This window comes from Neisseria sp. (genome assembly GCF_041804105.1).
Taxonomy (GTDB): Bacteria; Pseudomonadota; Gammaproteobacteria; order Burkholderiales; family Neisseriaceae; genus Neisseria.
Genome location: NZ_JBHCJY010000018.1, coordinates 46,531 through 64,626 on the forward strand (window position 1 = coordinate 46,531; position 18,096 = coordinate 64,626).

Genomic DNA, 18,096 nt, shown 5'->3' on the forward strand with positions numbered 1-18,096 from the left:
CCCGAACATGACCGACATCTCTCCCTTCGCCAACCGCATGGGTAAAAACATCAAGCACTTAATGAAATGGGCCAAACGCAACGGCATCGAAGCATGGCGCATCTACGACCGCGACATTCCGCAGTTTCCGTTTGCCGTCGATATTTACGGCGGCCAAATCCACCTTCAGGAATACGACACCGGCTGGCTGATGCAGCCCGAAGAATACGAAGCATGGCTGGCGGAAGTTGTCGAAGCCGTTGTTTTCGTAACCGGTTTTGCCGAAAACCAAATCCACCTGAAACGGCGCGAACGGCAAAAAGGCAAAGAGCAATATGAAAAAACGGGGCGCGCAGGCGAAGATTTCGTGATTGCAGAACACGGGCGGAAGTTTTGGGTAAACCTCGACAAATACCTCGACACCGGCCTGTTTCTCGACCACCGCAACACCCGCAGAAAGGTTGGCGACACGGCGGCAGGCAAACGTTTTCTCAACCTGTTTTCCTACACCGGCAGCTTCACCGTGTACGCCGCCACCGGCGGCGCGGCCGCCAGCGAAACCGTGGATTTGTCCAACACCTATCTCGACTGGGCGCGACGCAATTTCGCACTCAACGGCATCGACCCAACGCAGCACCAAATCATCCGCACCGACGTGTTCCAATATCTTCAGACGGCCTTTGAAGCAGGCAAACGCTTCGACCTGATCGTGATGGATCCGCCGAGCTTTTCCAACAGCAAGAAAATGCCCGGCACACTCGACATCCAGCGCGACCAGCAAAAACTCATCGACGGTGCGATGCGGCTGCTGGATTCAGACGGCCTTATGTATTTTTCCAACAACCTGCGCAGTTTTACGCTCGATGCGGCCGTGTCCGAACGCTATGCGGTAAAAGACGTTTCCAAACAATCCGTTCCCGAAGATTTCCGCAATAAGAAAATCCACCAATGCTGGGAAATCAGTCATCGGTAAACGGGTCGTCAAATCCGATAAGGCCGTCTGAAATGCCGCCGTGCAGATGTATCGCTGCAACCGCGCGTCCGCGTCCTGCCGTCTGAAAAACCGTGTCCTGCAACTTCGCAGTCTCCGCCCGAATCTCCAAACCCAACGTTTTCCATTCATCCCGAACCTTACCGTCGTTTTTCAGACGGCCTACTGACCGATGCCGTCTGAAAAATCCGTGAGAAACGGAAGCACCCTAGATATAATAACGCCCTTCCCCCGTTCCGCCCCAAACCGATCCGACACAGAGAAACCGCCATGAACGACTACTCCGAAACCATGCCGTCTGAAGACCGCGAAGTCAGCGCCCTGTCGCTGCCGCCGCATTCCATGGAAGCCGAACAGTCGGTACTGGGCGGTCTGCTGCTGGAAAACGCGGCGTGGGACAGAATCGCCGACATCGTTACCGGCGAAGATTTCTACCGCCACGAACACCGCCTGATTTTCCGCACCATTGCCAACCTGATTAACGAAAGCCGTCCCGCCGACGTGATTACCGTGCAGGAATCACTTGAGCGCAACGAAGAACTGGAAGCCGCGGGCGGATTCAACTATCTGATTTCGTTGGCACAAAACACGCCTTCCGCCGCGAACATCCGCCGCTACGCCGAAATCGTGCGCGAACGTTCGGTGATGCGCCAACTTGCCGAAGTCGGCACCGAAATCGCCCGCAGCGCCTACAACCCGCAAGGTCGCGATGCAGGGCAACTGCTCGACGAGGCCGAAAACAAAGTGTTCCAAATCGCCGAGAGCACGGCCAAATCCAAACAGGGCTTCCTTGAAATGCCCGCGCTGCTCAAAGAAGTGGTCGAACGCATCGACATGCTCTATTCGCGCGACAATCCCGACGAAGTAACCGGCATCGCCACGGGCTTTGTCGATTTGGACAAAAAAACCTCAGGCCTGCAACCGGGCGACCTGATTATCGTGGCCGGCCGCCCGTCGATGGGTAAAACCGCGTTTTCCATCAACATCGCCGAACACGTCGCCGTCGAATCGCACCTGCCCGTAGCCGTGTTTTCGATGGAAATGGGCGGCGCGCAGCTTGTGATGCGTATGCTCGGCTCGGTCGGCAAGCTCGACCAGCACGTTTTGAAAACCGGCCGCTTGGAAGACGAACACTGGGGCCGTCTGAACGAAGCCGTGGTCAAACTTTCCGACGCGCCGATGTTCATCGACGAAACCCCCGGCCTGACCGCGCTCGAACTGCGTGCCCGCGCCCGCCGCCTTGCCCGACAGTTCGGCGGCAAACTCGGCCTCATCGTCATCGACTACCTGCAACTCATGGCAGGCTCCGGCCGCAGCGACAACCGCGCTTCCGAATTGGGCGAAATCTCCCGTTCGCTCAAGGCCTTGGCCAAAGAGCTGCACGTGCCCGTTATCGCGCTTTCGCAGCTGAGCCGCACCGTCGAGCAGCGCACCGACAAACGCCCGATGATGTCTGACCTTCGCGAATCCGGTGCCATCGAGCAAGATGCCGATTTGATTATGTTTATGTACCGCGACGAATACTACAACGCCGAAACCCAGTTCAAAGGCTTGGCCGAATGTATCATCGGCAAACACCGCAACGGCCCCACCGGCAAAGTATTCCTGACCTTTATGGGTCAGTTCACCAAGTTTGAAAACGCAGCCTATGTGCCGGATGCCGCCATGATGGAAGATTGATACAGTTTTTCAGACGGCATCAGGCAAATTTCATATTTTGCTGGCACACCGCCGCACGCTTCGGTTAAAATACGCAAAGAAAACGAATGCCCGAAGCATCGAACCATAAAAAACACAGCATCCGAAATCAAGCGGCTGCCGCATTTTCAGACGGCCTTCCCTTCATTCCGAGACTGCGCCCCGAAAACCACATTACAGCAACGCGGAACGTCAAATCCCATGCACGCCAAACAAAAAGGTTACACCCTTATCGAACTCTTGGTCGTGATTGCCATCATCGCAATCATGGCGGCGATTGCCATGCCCAACATGAGCAACTGGATTGCCGCCCGCCGATCAGCCTCCCAAGCCGAATCCATTGCCAACCTGCTGCGCTTCGCCCGCAGCGAAGCCGTTCGTCTCAACCTGCCCGTTTACGTCTGCCCCACACGGGTCAAAAAAGACGGCAATGTCGAAGACCACTGCAATGCAGCCCGTTCGGGAGAAGGCATGGTTGCCTTTGCCGACGGTAATAAAGACAAGGTTTATACCCGCAGTACCGGTACCGGCAAGGATTTCGACATCGATTTGCGCGCCATCATTCTCGGCGGCGAAAACAAAGACGGCCGCGTTACCCATCAATTCGCCACCACAAAATTCGACGGCTCTCCGACAGGAAACAGCAATCAGGTCTGGGTATTCAACCCCGACGGCACTTTCGGTCACGCCGCTTCTCTCTCCGCCAAATTCGACACCGGCACCGGATACGTCAAAATCGCCATGACCGATAAAGACGCCGCTACGCCAGACGAAAAACAGAGCCGTTCCGCCGTCGTCTTAATCAATCCGGGCGGCCGCGTCGAAGTCTGCTCGAAATCCGATACACGCCCCCTGTGCCAATATCCGTCCAACTAAACCGACAAAAACCAACCGTCAACACCACACATTACGGAATTCCGATGATTATCCGCAAATCCATCCCCCAACCCCGGCAAGGCCGTCTGAAAAACAGCCAGGCAGGCTTAACCCTGCTTGAAGTGCTGGTTGCCATGTTTGTCTTGGCCGTCGGCGTATTGGCACTGCTCGCCACCCAGCTGCGCAGCGTTGCCGCCGTCCGCGAAGCCGAAGGCCAAACCATCGTCTCCCAAATTACCCAAAACCTCATCGAAGGCATGCTGCTGAACCCAGACTTGTCCGCGCAAACCAACAACAGCGGTTCGGCACAACTGACAACAGGCTGGACCAGCAAATCCTACGATGCCTATCTGCAAACAGGAAAAAAAGCTGACACCTGCGCCGATGATTTTGCCGCCGACATGACGAAAGGCAGTTTGGCAAACGCCCAGCGCTGTCAGTTTGAAAAAGACCTGAAAAACGCCCTGCCCGAAGCCGACATCTATTACACCGTCTGCAAAGACGATTCGGGTGAAGCCCCCACCCTTTCCGGCAGCAATTTCAACGGCAGATGCAGCGGCAACGGTTCCACCACCATGATTAAAGTCGCATGGGTAGGCGCGGAAAAAGAAAACGACAACGCAAACGGCCCGTCGGGCAGTGATACTGTTTATACCTTCCAAGCACGGGTAGCAGAATAATGAATAAAAAACACATCCAACACATTCCGGCCCGCTCAAACATCAAAGGCTTCAGCATCATCGAATTCATGGTGGCCAGCCTGTTGAGCATGATTGTCCTGATTGCCGTCAGCGGCGGCTATTTCACCACCCTGCAACTCAACAAAGCGGGTATGCAGCGCCTGAGCGTACAGCAGGACCTGCGCAACGCCGCCAACCAAATCGTGCGCGATGCGCGCATGGCAGGCAGTTTCGGCTGTTTCAACATTTCCGCCGCCGCTGCGGACGGCAGCAGGAAATTTACCGCAACCGCCGTAACGGAAGAAAACATTGCCAACGAAAAAGATGCGTTCAAACTGCTTGGCGGCGCAGGCAAAGACCAATTAAATCCGGTGAAAGAAATTACTTCCGGTTTACCCAGCGGGCTGACAAAAGCCATTGCGTTCCAATACGGTACCGACCCCGTATCCGGCACAGGCGACATTTTCAGCAGCTGCGGCAAACTCTACCGGCCCAACGGCAGCAAAACAGACGCCGAAATCAAAACCGCACTCGGTGCAACGCAAGACAACGAAATCACCAGAATGTCCTATGCCGTCAATGCCTATGCCGTCGGTACGGTTGACGGCAAAACCGGCCTCTTCCGCGTACAACGCAGCGGAAACGGTTGGGGCAATCCCCAACTGCTGGTCGACGGTCCGAGCTCGGTTGATTTCGAATACATTTATCCCAATGACTGTGCCGCCGGAACATTCAAGTTGGAATCCAGCCTGCGTGCAGATACCACACCGGCCATGGTGCGTCTGAGACTCAACAACGGCACTGCCATCAACGCTGGTGATGCCGCCGATACCAATAACATAACCGTTTACAACATCGACGCAACCGTACGCGGAGGAAACACATGCGCAGACCGAACTGTTTAAACCAAACCAAACACAACCAGCAAGGTTTCGCCCTGTTTATCGTTTTGATGATTATGATCGTCATCGCCCTGCTGGTTGTCGCCGCCACCCAATCCTACAATACCGAACAGCGCATCAGCTCCAACGATGCCGACCGCAAATTGGCGATGTCGGTTGCAGAAGCGGCCTTGCGCCAAGGCGAAAGCGAAATCGTTGATTTGCAGGACAAAGACCCCAGCGTTTTTAAAGACGACTGCACCGACGGCTATTGCACCACATCGGCCAATGACCCTGCATGGAAACGTGCCGCAGATAAAGACAGCAAACCGTATATCGAAGAAAACGGCAGGGAATATAAAACAGGCGATGCCAAAGCCCGCTACATTACCGAATACATCAACACCGATGCCGCAGGCAGCAAAATTTACCGCGTTACTGCCAAAGCATGGGGTAAAAACGAAAATACGGTCGTGATGCTCCAATCCTACGTTGCCAGCGAGTAAGCAGCCATGAAACACACGAAAACACACGGTTTTACCCTGCTGGAAATGATGATTGTCGTGGTCATCATCGGTATTCTCGCCGGCATTGCCCTGCCCTCTTATCTCCGCTATATCGAGCGCGGCTACCAAACCCAAGCCCATGCAGAGCTGACCAACATCAACAGCAAGATGAAAATCTGGCTGGTGAAAAACCCGGGTTCGAACAGAGCCGCTGTCGAAACCGAATTGGCAAAACAAGCCACCGACAGCCAGGTAGATGATGCCAAAGTGGCCGAAAAATACAATTTTTCCGGCAAAATGGAAGGCGATGCAACATCAGCTTCGCGCCGCTACAAACTGCTTGCCGTGCCTGATTCTTCTTCGGGTTATAAATTGTCGGTTTGGATGGACAGCAGCGGCAACGCCTACAAATGCGATACCAAAGCAGATGCCGAGGCGTTTAAAACATCCGGCGGTTGCGAAAAAGCCTAACCCACCTTTAAATGCCTTAGAAACAAAGATGTCACTTAAATTTACGATTCTTAAATTGAATTAAATTTATATCTAATTGTTTTTTAAAAAAAATATACTCATTTGAACTTTATTGTAGATATGGCTGTTCAGAGCAAGTTTACGCTCTGCTCTACTGTTTACATTTTGTTCGCAGGACGTCTGAAACGTCTTTCAGACGGCTTTTCTATAATGTGTTTCGTCGTAATTTTCTCCTTTTTTATGGGTGTGGCATGCAATCACTGCCAGCTTTCTCATAATGGCCATTATTACCATCTTTGGCTTTTTCTTTTCGGTCATACGCTTGATGAACTTTGGAAAGTGATTTCTGCCGTATGCCATCAGTGCGAACATAAACAAAGTACTACTTAGTTTGCGGCTACCGTATTTTGTCAAGACCCCTACCTTTAACGCTCGTCTCAGATTGCTTTGCCTGCAGATTCAATCCAGCAAATACGACAAATTGATTGGCCGTTCGGTAAAGTAAAGTATTACAAAGTAGGTAGTTTGCAAGTATGGCAATAGTAAATTGGTCGATGTCAGGTATGTTTTGAGACAGTCTGCGACGAACTTCAATTCTGTGTGCGCAGTCAGTTTAGTAATTTGGCCGTCTATGGCTTTGAGTTGATTATTTCAGGTGTTCAATATTGCTTTGATGGATTGTTCGGACAAATGGATCTGTTTGCGGTTTGCAAACGATTCTCTTCGGCAGTTTTAGATTGTTGGATTGTTCACGGAGAACAAGTATGCATTTCAGGCTCTGATGCGGTTTTAATGCAGGCTGATACGGATAGAGTTCTTTGTTTTCGAGATTCGAGAACGGCAATATTCAGCAATGATTATTGCATCCTACTTATCGGTCTTAATGCGTTTGAAACGGCTTTGGATATAAGCGTGGATTTTCAGAGGATGGGCAACATGTATCAAATCTTCGGAAGTAGTCAAGTAATTTGCAACATCTTCATAGTAATTACCCGTGGCTTCCATTTGTTACGTATGTTGAAATGCTGCATCAATAATTGCCTTCGACATATCCAACCCTATTGTATTTCTCATATGTAATTTCCCTTATGACTTTCAGGTTCACGACTAAAACCCTTTGAGATAAATATACAGGAGTCTCTGAGATAAATGGGATGAAGTTGGATGGTGACGGATGATGTGGAAGGGCGGATTTGAAATACCGTTATAGTATATGAAATAAAAATGAAACGGACGAATTTGCCCGTTTTTTTGTTTTCACAGCCCGTGTTTGAGTGATTCGACGGCAATTTTTATCAGACGCTCTTCCGCACCGGATTGTAAACTTCCGTCCCCGCTTACGGGTAAGTACGGGCAGGTAAACTGACTTTACGGCCGTGGTCGGCATTACCGCCTAAGTGGTGGATGGCGGCGTAGGGTTTGTTACTACCGATACGGACGAAGTCGTTTCCGGCTTTGGTAGAAATGCTAGCGGCGAGTTGGCCAGTCAGTTGCAGGGTTCACCATCGGTGGTACACTTGCTTTGTTTCCATTTTTCGTCGCCCCAGCTTTCGTTTTCGAAGTTGTCTTCTGTGAGCGAGACCTTTTCGGTGGCGATGGCACGATCATGGGGCGGGTGTTGGCGGAGTTTTTTGAGTTGGCTGAGACCGTGTTCCAGTTGGCTTGAATCTAGGCTGATTTCGAGAATTTTTAGTCTTTCAAAAGTTGTAGCCAAGCCAACTCCGCCGCCAACAGCGCGGCCTTGAATTTGGCGTTGCCCATCATGGTTTTTAAGGCAACGCGGGCGATGTCAGGGTAGATGGCTCGGGCTTTCTATACAGCCACCAAAGCCATACGCGAGAGTATAGCTTTGCCTTGGCGTTGAATCCTGCACTCGGTACGACGAATTTACCGTCGATGCGGATGCCAGTGCGTTGGGGGTAGAGTAGCGGGTTTCGCCGGTGTATTATTCGTTGGTGCCGATGTCAATGGTTTGGGGTTCCAACGGGAGAGGCAATATATAAGGCCGTCTGAAATTTTTCAGACGGCCTTGATGCAGTCGGACAATCAAACCGGCAAATCAGCTCAACTTACCGTGGCACTGTTTATAACGCAGGCCGCTGCCGCAGGGGCAAGGGTCGTTGCGGTGGATGACACGGCCTTGGTCGGCCAATGCCTCGGGGCTGAAGTCGTTGCCGTTGGGATCGAAAGCTTCAGTAACCAGATTGGTTTGCGACTCTCCCAATACATCCGTCATGGCAGGCGCACCGGAATGCACGGCTTGAATACCGGTGGGTTCGTACGGCTGGCTGTCTTCCAGAATGTCTTCGCTCTGCTCGATTTCAACCGACACCAACAGAGTGGCAACACTGTGTTTGATGCTGTTCCACAGGTTTTCAAACATGATGAACGCTTCGCGTTTGTACTCCTGCTTGGGGTTTTTCTGGGCATAGCTGCGCAAGTGGATGCCTTGGCGCAGATAGTCCATCGCTGCGAGATGCTCGCGCCATTGGTTGTCGATGACCTGTAACATCACGTTGCGCTCGAAACTGCCCATGGTTTGTGCGCCGACAAGCTCGACTTTTTCGGCGTATTCCTTTTCGATTTGGGCAAGCAGACGCTCTTTCACGTCTTGGTTATCCAGCGCATTGTTTTCTTTAAGCCAGCCGCGGATGTCGGCATGAATGCGGAATTCGCCGGCAAGCTGGGTTTCGAGTGCGGATAAATCCCATTGCTCCTCCATGCTGTCGGGCGGCATATGGGCATCGACAATATCACTGACCACATCAGAGCGGATGCCTTTGGCCAACTCTGTAACATCATGATTCATCAGAATTTCGTTGCGCTGATGATAGATAACCTTACGTTGGTCGTTGGCCACGTCGTCGTACTCGAGCACCTGTTTGCGCATATCGAAGTTACGACCTTCCACTTTGCGCTGCGCGCCTTCAATCTGACGGGTCAACAGGCCGTGTTCGATGGCAACACCGCGTTCGGGGGCAAGACGGTTGAGAATGGCTGCGGCACGGTCAAGGGCGAACAGGCGCAACAGCGGATCTTCAAACGAAAGGTAGAAACGGCTGGAACCTGGATCGCCCTGACGACCCGCACGACCGCGCAACTGATTGTCGATGCGGCGGCTTTCGTGGCGTTCGGTGCCGATAATGTGCAGGCCGCCTGCGGCCATGACTTTGGCGTGTTCGGCTTCCCAACCGTTTTCTAGCGCGGCGATTTGGGCGGCTTTTTCTTCATCAGTCAACTGTTCGTCGGCACGGACGGCATCGCTTTGGTGCTTAACGTTGCCGCCGAGCACGATGTCCGTACCGCGACCGGCCATGTTTGTGGCAACGGTAATCGCACCGACTTTGCCCGCCTGCGCCACAATCAGGGCTTCGCGCTCATGTTCTTTGGCGTTCAGGACATTATGCGGCAGACCTGCCTTATTGAGCAGGTCGGACACCAGTTCGGAATTCTCGATGCTGGTTGTACCGACGAGAACCGGTTGGCCTTTGGCGTAGCATTCTTGGATGTCTTTGACAACGGCTTCGTATTTTTCCTCGGCGGTGCGGAAAATCTGGTCGTTGAAATCTTTGCGCTGCATCGGGCGGTTGGTGGGGATAATCACCGTTTCCAGATTGTAAATGCTTTGGAACTCGAAGGCTTCGGTATCGGCCGTACCGGTCATGCCGGAAAGTTTCTTATACAGTCGGAAGTAGTTTTGGAACGTGATGGAAGCGAGCGTTTGGTTTTCGCGCTTGATTTCCACGCCTTCTTTGGCTTCCACGGCCTGATGCAGACCGTCCGACCAGCGCCGTCCGGCCATCAGACGGCCTGTGAATTCGTCCACAATCACGATTTCGCCGTCTTGGATGACATAATGCTGATCAAGATGAAACAGCGAATGGGCGCGCAATGCGGCCATCAAATGGTGCATCAGCGTGATGTTGGCGGCGGAATAGAGCGAATCGCCCTCCTGAAGCAAACCCATGTTTTGGAGAACTTCTTCCGCATGTTCGTGCCCCGCTTCGCTCAGGATGACCTGATGCTGCTTTTCGTCCACCCAGTAATCGCCCTCGCCCTCTTCGGTTTTCTGGCGGATAAGCTGCGCGGGCACTTTGTCCATAATTTCGTAAAGCTGCACATTGTCGTCGGCCTGACCGGAAATAATCAGCGGCGTACGCGCTTCGTCGATCAAAATCGAATCCACTTCGTCCACCACGGCAAAGGAAAGCTCGCGCTGAACTTTGTCGTATTGGTCGGTTACCATATTGTCGCGCAGGTAATCGAAGCCGAATTCGTTGTTCGTACCGTAGGTAATGTCGGAATTGTAGGCGGTTTGGCGGTAAAAAGGCTCCATATCGCTGACAATCACGCCTACGGTCAGGCCGAGGAAGTTATAGAGCGGCTCCATAATGCCCGCATCGCGCTGCGCCAGATAGTCGTTGACGGTAACGACGTGCACGCCTTTACCCGAAAGCGCATTCAGATACACGGCCAACGTTGCCACCAGCGTTTTGCCTTCACCCGTGCGCATTTCGGCGATGTTGCCGTCGTGCAGCACCATGCCGCCGATAAGCTGCACATCGAAATGGCGCATTCCCAATACGCGGCGGGATGCCTCGCGGCATACGGCAAATGCTTCGGGCAGAATGCTGTCGAGTGCTTGGCCGTCTGCCAGCCGCTGCTTGAACTCGGCGGTTTTGGCGCGCAGCGCTTCATCGTCCAGAGCCTGCATTTCAGGTTCCATGGCATTGATTTTCTGGACGGTTTTACGGTATTGTTTAAGCAGACGGTCATTGCGGCTGCCAAAGACTTTTTTGGCGAAATTAGTAAGCATGAAGGGTTCCTGCGCCTGATATAGAATAATGGGCAAATTGTCATTTTAACACAAGGCTCGCGCCAGCGTGGACGTATGCCGTCTGAAATGGAGACGGCAGGTAGGGATTTCAACTGTCACCCAATCAACAATCAACCTGAAAAGGCCGTCTGAAAATGAATTTGGAACAACTCGGCAAAAAAGACAGACACCTGACTGCGCTGTTGCAGCAGGCGCAACAGTGGCAGCGGCTCGACGGCAAAATCAAAGCCCTCTTCCCTGCGAACCTGCGCGCGCATTTTCAGACGGCCAATATCACTGAAGGCCGTCTGAACCTGCTTGCCGCCAACAATATGGCCGCTTCGCGTCTGCGCATGATTGCACCCGCCCTGCTGCCGCAGCTGCAACAGCTGTCGTCCGAAATTATCGAAATCCGCATCAAAACCGTGCCGAATCCCCCGCCACCGCCCAAAACCAATACCCTTCATCTGAGCAGCGCTGCATTAGACAATTTGGAACATGCCGCAGGCCGTCTGAAACACCATCCCGAGCTGGCGGAAGCCTTGGAAAAACTCATCGGCAAACATAAAGGTTGAGCATTTGCACACGGCTTACCGTCAGACGGCCGTAGTGTGAAATCGGCTGAACCACGGGCTTGGCAACTAAGATCCTTGAATGCCGTCTGAACGGAACGAACCGTTTTTCCGTGCCAACCCGTTTTCTGTTTTCTTTGAACGGCTGTGTAGATATTGTGTTAATAGCATACGGGCAAGACGGATTCCTCTGATTTCCGTCACTCCCGCGCCAACGGTAATCCATGTTTGAATCCGGTATCTTTTATCAAACAAGCACTTGAAAACATCAAACCCGGATTCCCGCCTGCGCGGGAATGACGAAAAATGAAGCATCCATGTAAAACCACACCAGATTCAAACATCGCAAAATACCACAGGCCGTCTGAAAAACAGTTTTCAGACGGCCTGTGGTATTTTGCAGCAACAACTACGGCAATTCGCCGCGTTTGCGTTTTTCTTTAAAATCACGGGTTTCGCTGACAATCACCTTAGAGAGCAGAATCAGCGCAATCAGGTTGGGAATCGCCATCAAGCCGTTAAACGTATCGGCCATCAGCCAAACCAAATCCAGACTGACCACCGTTCCCGCCATCACCGTAGCGACGTAAATCACCCTGTAAATATTGGCAAAGCCTTCGCCGAACACATAAGTTGCGCATTTTTCGCCGTAATAACACCAACCGAGAATGGTCGAATAAGCGAAGAAAATCAGGCCGATGGTCACCACCCAGCCGCCGATGCCGGGCAGCAGTTTCTGAAAGGTAACGGTGGTCAGCGCGGCACCGCTCAATTCGGGTTTGACAAACTCCCCGCCGCTCATCAAGCCCATCACAAGCACGATACCGGTGATAGAGCAAACGACGATGGTGTCGAGAAACGTACCGGTCATCGAAACCAGCGCCTGCCGCACAGGGTGGTCGGTTTTTGCGGCGGCGGCGGCAATCGGCGCAGAACCCATGCCCGCTTCGTTGGAAAACACGCCGCGCGCCACGCCGTAGCGGATTACCGTGCCCAAAGCACCGCCTGCAACGGCCTGTCCGGTAAACGCGTCTTCGAAAATAATGCCGACGGCGGGCGCAACCAAATCCAGGTTCATGACGATAATCGCCAAACCGCCCAACACATAGCCGATGGCCATTACTGGCACGATAAACGACGATGCGGTGGCAATGCCTCGGATGCCGCCCAATACCACCACCGCGGTCAGAATGGTCAAGGCCACGCCGGTGTAGGCCGGATCGACGTTGAAACTGGTATGGATGGCCTGTGCCACCGAGTTGGACTGTACCGAACTGCCGATGCCGAAAGCGGCAATCGAACCGAAAACCGCAAAAGCGTAAGCCATCCAGAGCCAGTTTTTGCCCAAACCGTTTTGGATGTAATACATCGGGCCGCCCGACATTTCGCCTTTGGCATTGGTGGTACGGAATTTCACCGCCAAGACACCTTCGCCGTATTTCGTTGCCATGCCGAATACGGCGGTCATCCACATCCAAAATACCGCTCCCGGCCCGCCGGCCACAACCGCCGTAGCCACGCCGGCGATATTGCCCGTACCGATGGTGGCGGAAAGCGCGGTCATCAGCGCACCGAAATGCGAAATATCGCCTTCGTGATCCGAACCGTCTTCAGCCTTGTGTGATGCGAACACCTGCTTCAGGGCATAGCCGAGCATGCTGAACTGCAAGCCTTTGAGTATCAGCGTCAGCAGCACGCCTGTGCCGACAAAAAACACCAACATCACCGGCCCCCAAACCCATCCTCCGAGCGTGTCGAAAAAACTCTTTACCGATTCCATACCGGTTCCTCCATATTTCATTGTTCTGACGGTTTGTGTTTTCCGCAAAACAGCCTGCCGACCGACCGCTGCCGTTTCGGGAAATTTTGCAAGAGATGGCCTGCATTTCAGCATAGTGCGTTAATTTTTGCAACGCAAACCTATCCGGGAAGCAGGATTTTTTCAGACGGCCTTATAGCAGTCTATCCATATCAAATTGAAATATAGATAGATTTTTCAGATTAACCGGGCAATCTTATTTTATCTCCGTTCATATTTTCGGGAAAATTGTAAACAATCCGCATGATTGAAAGCCATGCCGCGCCACCTTTCAACAGGGGTTTCCCAAGCCGCGATACCGAACCATACCGGTGTTATCAACCGAACTTTGTGGTCCGTATCCAGCCATCGATACGGCAGCCACAAATTCGCCCTTACTGCATCATACTGGTTGACCAGTAAATTTTCAGTTTATCCATAAACACCACAAAACACACAAGGCCGTCTGAAAAATGTTTTCAGACGGCCTTGTGTGTTTATCAATCCTGTTTACTGCAAGGTAAAACCTGCTTTGAAATCCAGTTTCGGCACATCAACGATAAAACGCTTGCCGATACTGTCTTCAAATTCATATGCGCCTTCGATGCTGCCCCAAGGTGTGGATAACTGCGAACCGCTGTGGTATTCGTAGGCCTCGCCCGGATAAAGGACGGGCTGTTCGCTGCTGCTGCCCGCACTCAAATGTTCCGTACCGCCGTGTCCGTCGGTAATTTCCCAAACACGCTGGCGCAGGGTAATGATGTCGCTGCTGCGGTTGCAAATCGTGATGGAATAATTGAAAGCGTAGCGGTCGCGGTAAACGTCGCTGCTGCCCGCCATGTATTTGGGCTGTACGCTGATTTCGATTTCGTTCATTTTATGTTTTATCCGTAAATGTGTTGGGTTTTGTTTTTCAGCCTTTCAGGCTTTTTATGTATCAACCGCCTAGCAAGCGGATTGGTTTGTCTGCTGCAAACTCAATACAGGCATTATCTATTGTCCCAATCTAAAATGCAAACAAATTTTAACATTTAAATACATTAAACCATGAAATTTATCATTTTTAAGACACCCAATGTAAACAATGCGGCAATCAGGTCGTCCAACATAATCCCCAAACCGCCGTGGATTCTGGCATCAAACCATTTTATCGGCCACGGCTTGACTGCATCGAAGAAACGGAACAATACAAAAGCAGGCAGCCACCACCGCCAACCAAAGGGAATATAGGCTAAAACCAGCACCATCGCAGCGATTTCGTCCCAGACAATACCGCCGAAATCCTGTATGCCCAATGCGCGCTCGGTACGGCTGCAAATCCATATGCCGACGATAAACATTAACGCACACACCAATACAAGCGTGATTCCGCCCACACCGGCCTGATGCAGTAAAAACGCTGCCGGTAATGCTGGCAATGTGCCGAAAGTACCGGGTGCAAACGGTGCCAGCCCCGTACCGAAACCGAAACCGAGCAAACATACCGGCCGCCGAAGCAACCATGCGAAATTAGGTTTGAAGTCAGCCAAAATGGTCAAATCCCGATAGAGAAAATTGAAGTTTGTTACCTTGGCCGTCTGAAATGTTCAGACGGCCTGTATCGTTGATGCTGCCGATGCGCGTTAGCGCCGTATCCGATGTTCTTCCGGCTTCCAATACGGCTTGGCGTTTCGAAACGGGCGCGGTAAACACCAGTTCGTAATCATCGCCGCCGCCAAGCATCAGTTGCCGGACTTGCTGTACGGGCAATTCCTGATAAAGCTGCGATGGCGTTGGCAACCAATCCATACGTATTTCCGCACCGACACCCGAAGCATTCAGAATATGCCCCAAATCCTGAGCAAGGCCGTCTGAAACATCCAATGCGGCATGCGCAAACGGCAACAGAGCACATCCCAAAGCAACACGCGGTTCCGGACGCAGCAATACCGCCATACACTCGGCTGCGGTTTCATCCGATAAACGGATATTGCCCATACAGTACTGCAACGCGGCGGCGGCCAATCCCACCCTGCCCGACAGCCATATATCGTCGCCGATTTGAGCCGCATCACGCCGCAAAGCCTGTCCCAAAGGCAGTTCCCCCGCAATCGTTACATTAAACACCAAGTCGCCGCACACAGTATCGCCACCGATTAAAGTGATTCCGAAGCGGTCGGCCAGTTCAAAAAACGTACTACAAAAAGCATCCAGCCAAGTATCGGACAAGGCAGGCAAGCCTGCACTCAACAAAACCCATTTGGGAACTGCCCCCATGGCAGCCATATCGGAAATATTGACGGCCAATACTTTCCACGCCAAATCATCGGGTTTCACATCGGCAAAAAAATGCCTGCCCTTTACCAACATATCGCTGCTGAAGCACAAATCATATCCCGCTCTCGGACGCACCACAGCCGCATCATCCCCGATGCCGAGAATAATACCGTCGTTATGCTGCCGCCGTTGCAGATATTGGCGGATAAAATCAAATTCTGTTAAGGCCATCTGAAAAGTAAAACATATTATCAAAAAGATTACAAACCGATTATTAGCAACAAACCATTTATAGCGGTTAGATTTTAAAAGCCGAAGCCAATACATACAAAAGTATTTTTCAGACGGCCTTAAATTCATTCCCTTATTTCAAGACAAAATAAAACCCTGCTTGAGCAGGGTTTTATCGGCATCATTAAGATGATTAGGGTTTTGCGTAACCGTGAACACCGTTATGAGGAGAGGGAATCCAACCTTCATCGGTGGCAGGACGTTCGCCTTCAACATGACCCGGAGCCACTTGTTTGGTAACCAGGCTGCGGATTTTAACGTCAACGCGACGGTCGGGTTCGATACAGGCGATAAGTGCGGCACGTTTTTTGGCTTTGGAAACTTTTTTACCCAAGTTAGCCACTTCGGCTTCACAAGTAGCAGTTTGCTGCGCTTGTGATTCACCCAAACCGGCAGCAGAAATTTTACCTGACGGTACGCCTTGGTTAACCAAGTAGTTGGCAACAACATTGGCACGACGCTCAGACAATGCTTGGTTGTACTCTTCGGAACCCATAAAGTCGGTATGACCTTCAACGCGTACGGATTCAACATTAGCGTTGCTCAAACGCTGAGCCAAACCGTTCAGGGTTTCGGCTGCTTCAGGGCGCAGATTGTCTTTGTCAAAGCCGAACAGGGTCTTAGCCGACAGAGAAACGGTTTCTTCGGCATACTGGGGCGCGGTTTCTACCGGAGCGGCATCACCACACTCGATACGGCCTTGGGTGGCTTTGTCGAAATAGGTGTTTTTCCAGCACTCGCCGTAGCTGTTTTTCACAACTCCCTGAGACTGGCTGCTAACGGTATAGCCGTGTTTGGTATGGGCTTCGCTCGCCATTGCGGTGCCGGAAGCAACCATGGCAACAAACAAAGCGCTTAATTTAAGCTGTTTGGTCATTTTATTCCCTCATCAAATTATTATGCGGCGGCGGAAACCGCTGCACGTTACCAATATACAGGCCGCAGCATGAAACCGGCGCGGCAAATCGGATATATCAGGTTGCACTATAAAGAAGCAAAGGGCAAACTGTCAATACAAAATGCCTGAAAGCCGAATGAAACTACCTGTCTCCTGTGTTTCCATCATGCCGAAAAATCAATTCCGTGTCATGCTTCAGGGCTTAAAAATTCTGAATATCCGGTTCAGAGTTGCACGGAAACAACAATTGTAAAGATGTTTTTAAAAACCTTTTTTCTATACCCGTGCAGATAGTTTCTGCAAAAACAAACGCTTTAACCCTTGTTTTCAGACGGCGGGCAAACAATTGCAAAATATGCTAAATTTATCGCCGTTTGTCGCACAAAATACACATTCCGCCGAATTGACCAAATCATGAAATTACAGCAACTGCGCTATGCGCTTGAAGTTTACCGACACAATTTAAATGTTTCCGAAGCTGCCGATGCCCTGTTTACCTCCCAACCGGGCATTTCCAAGCAAATCCGCCTGCTGGAGGAAGAGCTGGGCATACAGATTTTCATCCGCAGCGGCAAGCGCGTGGTATCCGTATCACAGCCCGGCAAAGCGGTTTTGGAACTGTCGGAACGGATTTTGCGCGACGTTCAAAACATCAAAAACATCGGCAGCGAATTTACAGAGCAAGACAGCGGTTCGCTGACGATTGCCACTACGCACACACAAGCACGCTACGCCCTGCCTGCAACGGTATCCGAATTCGTGCGCCGATATCCCAAGGTGCAGTTGAGCATCCGGCAAGGCAGTCCCGCAACGGTTGCGGATATGGTAGCCAACGGTGATGCAGATTTCGCCATCGTAACCGAAAATCTGGAAACCCAGTCGGATTTGCGCAAACTCCCTTGCGGCGAATGGAATCACGCTGTCATCGTGCCGCAGAACCATCCGTTGCTCGACTGCAAAAATCCGCTCAGTATTGAAGATTTGGCGTCGTTTCCGCTGGTTACATACGAATTTGCCTTCAACGGAGGCGGAAGTATCGAACGTGCATTTCACAAAGCGAGATTGGAGCGGCCGAAAGTGGCTTTATCGGCCGCAGATACTGAGGTGTTGAAAACTTATGTACGGCTTGGGCTAGGCGTGGGCCTGATGGCCAAAATGGCTTATGATGCCGAAAACGACAGCGACTTGCAGCTTGTCGATGCCGCCCACCTGTTCGAACCCTCCCCCACTTGGATTGCATTGCGTTCCGATACTTATCTTCGCGGCTATACTTATGAATTTATCGGGCTTTTTTCCCCTAAACTGACCCGTGAAACGATAGACAAGATTCTGTATTCGCCGATTGAAGAGGATTTTTCGATTTAAGATTTAACAGCCTGCAAC

At 51.7% G+C, this 18,096-nt stretch carries 18 protein-coding genes; 9 read left to right on the forward strand and 9 right to left on the reverse strand.

Annotated elements, in window-relative coordinates:
• Positions 1-7 precede the first annotated feature (7 nt).
• Positions 8-952 carry a class I SAM-dependent methyltransferase gene (locus tag ACEYDX_RS01435; RefSeq protein WP_373740255.1) on the forward strand — a complete coding sequence of 315 codons (945 nt, stop codon included), beginning with the start codon at positions 8-10 and terminating at the stop codon, positions 950-952.
• Here the strand turns inward: ACEYDX_RS01435 and ACEYDX_RS01440 are convergent.
• Positions 939-1,088: a hypothetical protein gene (locus ACEYDX_RS01440; protein WP_373740256.1), complete on the reverse strand. Its 150-nt coding sequence runs from the start codon at positions 1,086-1,088 to the stop codon at positions 939-941. The two genes, ACEYDX_RS01435 and ACEYDX_RS01440, sit on opposite strands and share 14 nt — an antisense overlap.
• A 152-nt stretch (positions 1,089-1,240) precedes the next feature.
• Here ACEYDX_RS01440 and dnaB point away from each other — a divergent pair, with 152 nt between their 5' ends.
• The 6 genes from dnaB (at position 1,241) to ACEYDX_RS01470 (ending at position 6,082) form a co-directional block, all read left to right on the forward strand.
• Positions 1,241-2,650, forward strand: a complete 1,410-nt coding sequence (gene dnaB / locus ACEYDX_RS01445; RefSeq protein ID WP_373740257.1) for a replicative DNA helicase — start codon at positions 1,241-1,243, stop codon at positions 2,648-2,650.
• A 219-nt stretch (positions 2,651-2,869) separates the two neighbouring features.
• Positions 2,870-3,544, forward strand: coding sequence for a GspH/FimT family pseudopilin (locus ACEYDX_RS01450; RefSeq protein WP_373740258.1), 675 nt, complete (start codon positions 2,870-2,872; stop codon positions 3,542-3,544).
• Between the two features lie 44 nt (positions 3,545-3,588).
• On the forward strand, positions 3,589-4,224 hold the full coding sequence (pilV, locus tag ACEYDX_RS01455) for a type IV pilus modification protein PilV (RefSeq protein ID WP_373740259.1): 636 nt from the start codon (positions 3,589-3,591) through the stop codon (positions 4,222-4,224).
• The gene (locus ACEYDX_RS01460) at positions 4,224-5,129 is read left to right on the forward strand and encodes a PilW family protein (protein ID WP_373740260.1); all 906 of its coding nucleotides are present in this window, start codon (positions 4,224-4,226) and stop codon (positions 5,127-5,129) included. Before pilV ends, ACEYDX_RS01460 begins: the two co-directional genes overlap by 1 nt.
• Positions 5,108-5,611, forward strand: a complete 504-nt coding sequence (locus tag ACEYDX_RS01465) for a PilX N-terminal domain-containing pilus assembly protein (protein WP_373740261.1) — start codon at positions 5,108-5,110, stop codon at positions 5,609-5,611. The genes ACEYDX_RS01460 and ACEYDX_RS01465 overlap by 22 nt, the downstream gene beginning before the upstream one ends.
• 6 nt (positions 5,612-5,617) lie before the next feature.
• Entirely contained in the window at positions 5,618-6,082 is a 465-nt protein-coding gene (locus ACEYDX_RS01470; protein WP_373740262.1) for a PilX family type IV pilin, read from the forward strand.
• 1,337 nt (positions 6,083-7,419) lie between these two features.
• On the opposite strand, the gene ACEYDX_RS01475 is transcribed toward ACEYDX_RS01470, so the two are convergent.
• The 3 genes from ACEYDX_RS01475 to secA form a co-directional block, all read right to left on the reverse strand.
• Positions 7,420-7,578, reverse strand: a complete 159-nt coding sequence (locus tag ACEYDX_RS01475) for a phage virion morphogenesis protein (RefSeq protein ID WP_373740330.1) — start codon at positions 7,576-7,578, stop codon at positions 7,420-7,422.
• Positions 7,569-7,796, reverse strand: a complete 228-nt coding sequence (locus ACEYDX_RS01480; RefSeq protein ID WP_373740263.1) for a hypothetical protein — start codon at positions 7,794-7,796, stop codon at positions 7,569-7,571. Before ACEYDX_RS01480 ends, ACEYDX_RS01475 begins: the two co-directional genes overlap by 10 nt.
• A 345-nt stretch (positions 7,797-8,141) precedes the next feature.
• Positions 8,142-10,898, reverse strand: coding sequence for a preprotein translocase subunit SecA (gene secA, locus ACEYDX_RS01485; RefSeq protein ID WP_373740264.1), 2,757 nt, complete (start codon positions 10,896-10,898; stop codon positions 8,142-8,144).
• 155 nt (positions 10,899-11,053) lie between these two features.
• On the opposite strand from secA, the gene ACEYDX_RS01490 reads away from it, so the two are divergent.
• Positions 11,054-11,473 carry a DciA family protein gene (locus tag ACEYDX_RS01490; protein ID WP_373740265.1) on the forward strand — a complete coding sequence of 140 codons (420 nt, stop codon included), beginning with the start codon at positions 11,054-11,056 and terminating at the stop codon, positions 11,471-11,473.
• Between the two features lie 406 nt (positions 11,474-11,879).
• Here the strand turns inward: ACEYDX_RS01490 and ACEYDX_RS01495 are convergent, their stop codons facing one another.
• From ACEYDX_RS01495 to ACEYDX_RS01515, 5 genes are all read right to left on the reverse strand, one after another.
• Positions 11,880-13,250 carry an alanine/glycine:cation symporter family protein gene (locus ACEYDX_RS01495; protein WP_373740266.1) on the reverse strand — a complete coding sequence of 457 codons (1,371 nt, stop codon included), beginning with the start codon at positions 13,248-13,250 and terminating at the stop codon, positions 11,880-11,882.
• Between the two features lie 528 nt (positions 13,251-13,778).
• A complete protein-coding gene (gene apaG / locus ACEYDX_RS01500; RefSeq protein WP_373740267.1) occupies positions 13,779-14,144 on the reverse strand; it encodes a Co2+/Mg2+ efflux protein ApaG in 366 nt (121 codons plus the stop codon).
• 164 nt (positions 14,145-14,308) lie between these two features.
• Entirely contained in the window at positions 14,309-14,797 is a 489-nt protein-coding gene (locus tag ACEYDX_RS01505; protein ID WP_373740268.1) for a phosphatidylglycerophosphatase A, read from the reverse strand.
• Entirely contained in the window at positions 14,790-15,755 is a 966-nt protein-coding gene (thiL, locus tag ACEYDX_RS01510) for a thiamine-phosphate kinase (protein WP_373740269.1), read from the reverse strand. The genes ACEYDX_RS01505 and thiL overlap by 8 nt, the downstream gene beginning before the upstream one ends.
• A gap of 193 nt (positions 15,756-15,948) precedes the next feature.
• The gene (locus tag ACEYDX_RS01515) at positions 15,949-16,692 is read right to left on the reverse strand and encodes an OmpA family protein (RefSeq protein ID WP_373740270.1); all 744 of its coding nucleotides are present in this window, start codon (positions 16,690-16,692) and stop codon (positions 15,949-15,951) included.
• A 435-nt stretch (positions 16,693-17,127) separates the two neighbouring features.
• On the opposite strand from ACEYDX_RS01515, the gene ACEYDX_RS01520 reads away from it, so the two are divergent.
• On the forward strand, positions 17,128-18,078 hold the full coding sequence (locus ACEYDX_RS01520; protein ID WP_373740271.1) for a CysB family HTH-type transcriptional regulator: 951 nt from the start codon (positions 17,128-17,130) through the stop codon (positions 18,076-18,078).
• The last annotated feature ends 18 nt before the right edge of the window (positions 18,079-18,096 follow it).

What these genes read in the sequence shown, in the direction of transcription:
- ACEYDX_RS01435 (WP_373740255.1), top strand. Translation starts at nt 8, where the DNA reads ATGACCGACATCTCTCCCTTCGCCAACCGCATGGGTAAAAACATCAAG.
- dnaB (WP_373740257.1), top strand. Translation starts at nt 1,241, where the DNA reads ATGAACGACTACTCCGAAACCATGCCGTCTGAAGACCGCGAAGTCAGC.
- ACEYDX_RS01450 (WP_373740258.1), top strand. Translation starts at nt 2,870, where the DNA reads ATGCACGCCAAACAAAAAGGTTACACCCTTATCGAACTCTTGGTCGTG.
- pilV (WP_373740259.1), top strand. Translation starts at nt 3,589, where the DNA reads ATGATTATCCGCAAATCCATCCCCCAACCCCGGCAAGGCCGTCTGAAA.
- ACEYDX_RS01460 (WP_373740260.1), top strand. Translation starts at nt 4,224, where the DNA reads ATGAATAAAAAACACATCCAACACATTCCGGCCCGCTCAAACATCAAA.
- ACEYDX_RS01465 (WP_373740261.1), top strand. Translation starts at nt 5,108, where the DNA reads ATGCGCAGACCGAACTGTTTAAACCAAACCAAACACAACCAGCAAGGT.
- ACEYDX_RS01470 (WP_373740262.1), top strand. Translation starts at nt 5,618, where the DNA reads ATGAAACACACGAAAACACACGGTTTTACCCTGCTGGAAATGATGATT.
- secA (WP_373740264.1), bottom strand. Translation starts at nt 10,898, where the DNA reads ATGCTTACTAATTTCGCCAAAAAAGTCTTTGGCAGCCGCAATGACCGT.
- ACEYDX_RS01490 (WP_373740265.1), top strand. Translation starts at nt 11,054, where the DNA reads ATGAATTTGGAACAACTCGGCAAAAAAGACAGACACCTGACTGCGCTG.
- ACEYDX_RS01495 (WP_373740266.1), bottom strand. Translation starts at nt 13,250, where the DNA reads ATGGAATCGGTAAAGAGTTTTTTCGACACGCTCGGAGGATGGGTTTGG.
- apaG (WP_373740267.1), bottom strand. Translation starts at nt 14,144, where the DNA reads ATGAACGAAATCGAAATCAGCGTACAGCCCAAATACATGGCGGGCAGC.
- thiL (WP_373740269.1), bottom strand. Translation starts at nt 15,755, where the DNA reads ATGGCCTTAACAGAATTTGATTTTATCCGCCAATATCTGCAACGGCGG.
- ACEYDX_RS01515 (WP_373740270.1), bottom strand. Translation starts at nt 16,692, where the DNA reads ATGACCAAACAGCTTAAATTAAGCGCTTTGTTTGTTGCCATGGTTGCT.
- ACEYDX_RS01520 (WP_373740271.1), top strand. Translation starts at nt 17,128, where the DNA reads ATGAAATTACAGCAACTGCGCTATGCGCTTGAAGTTTACCGACACAAT.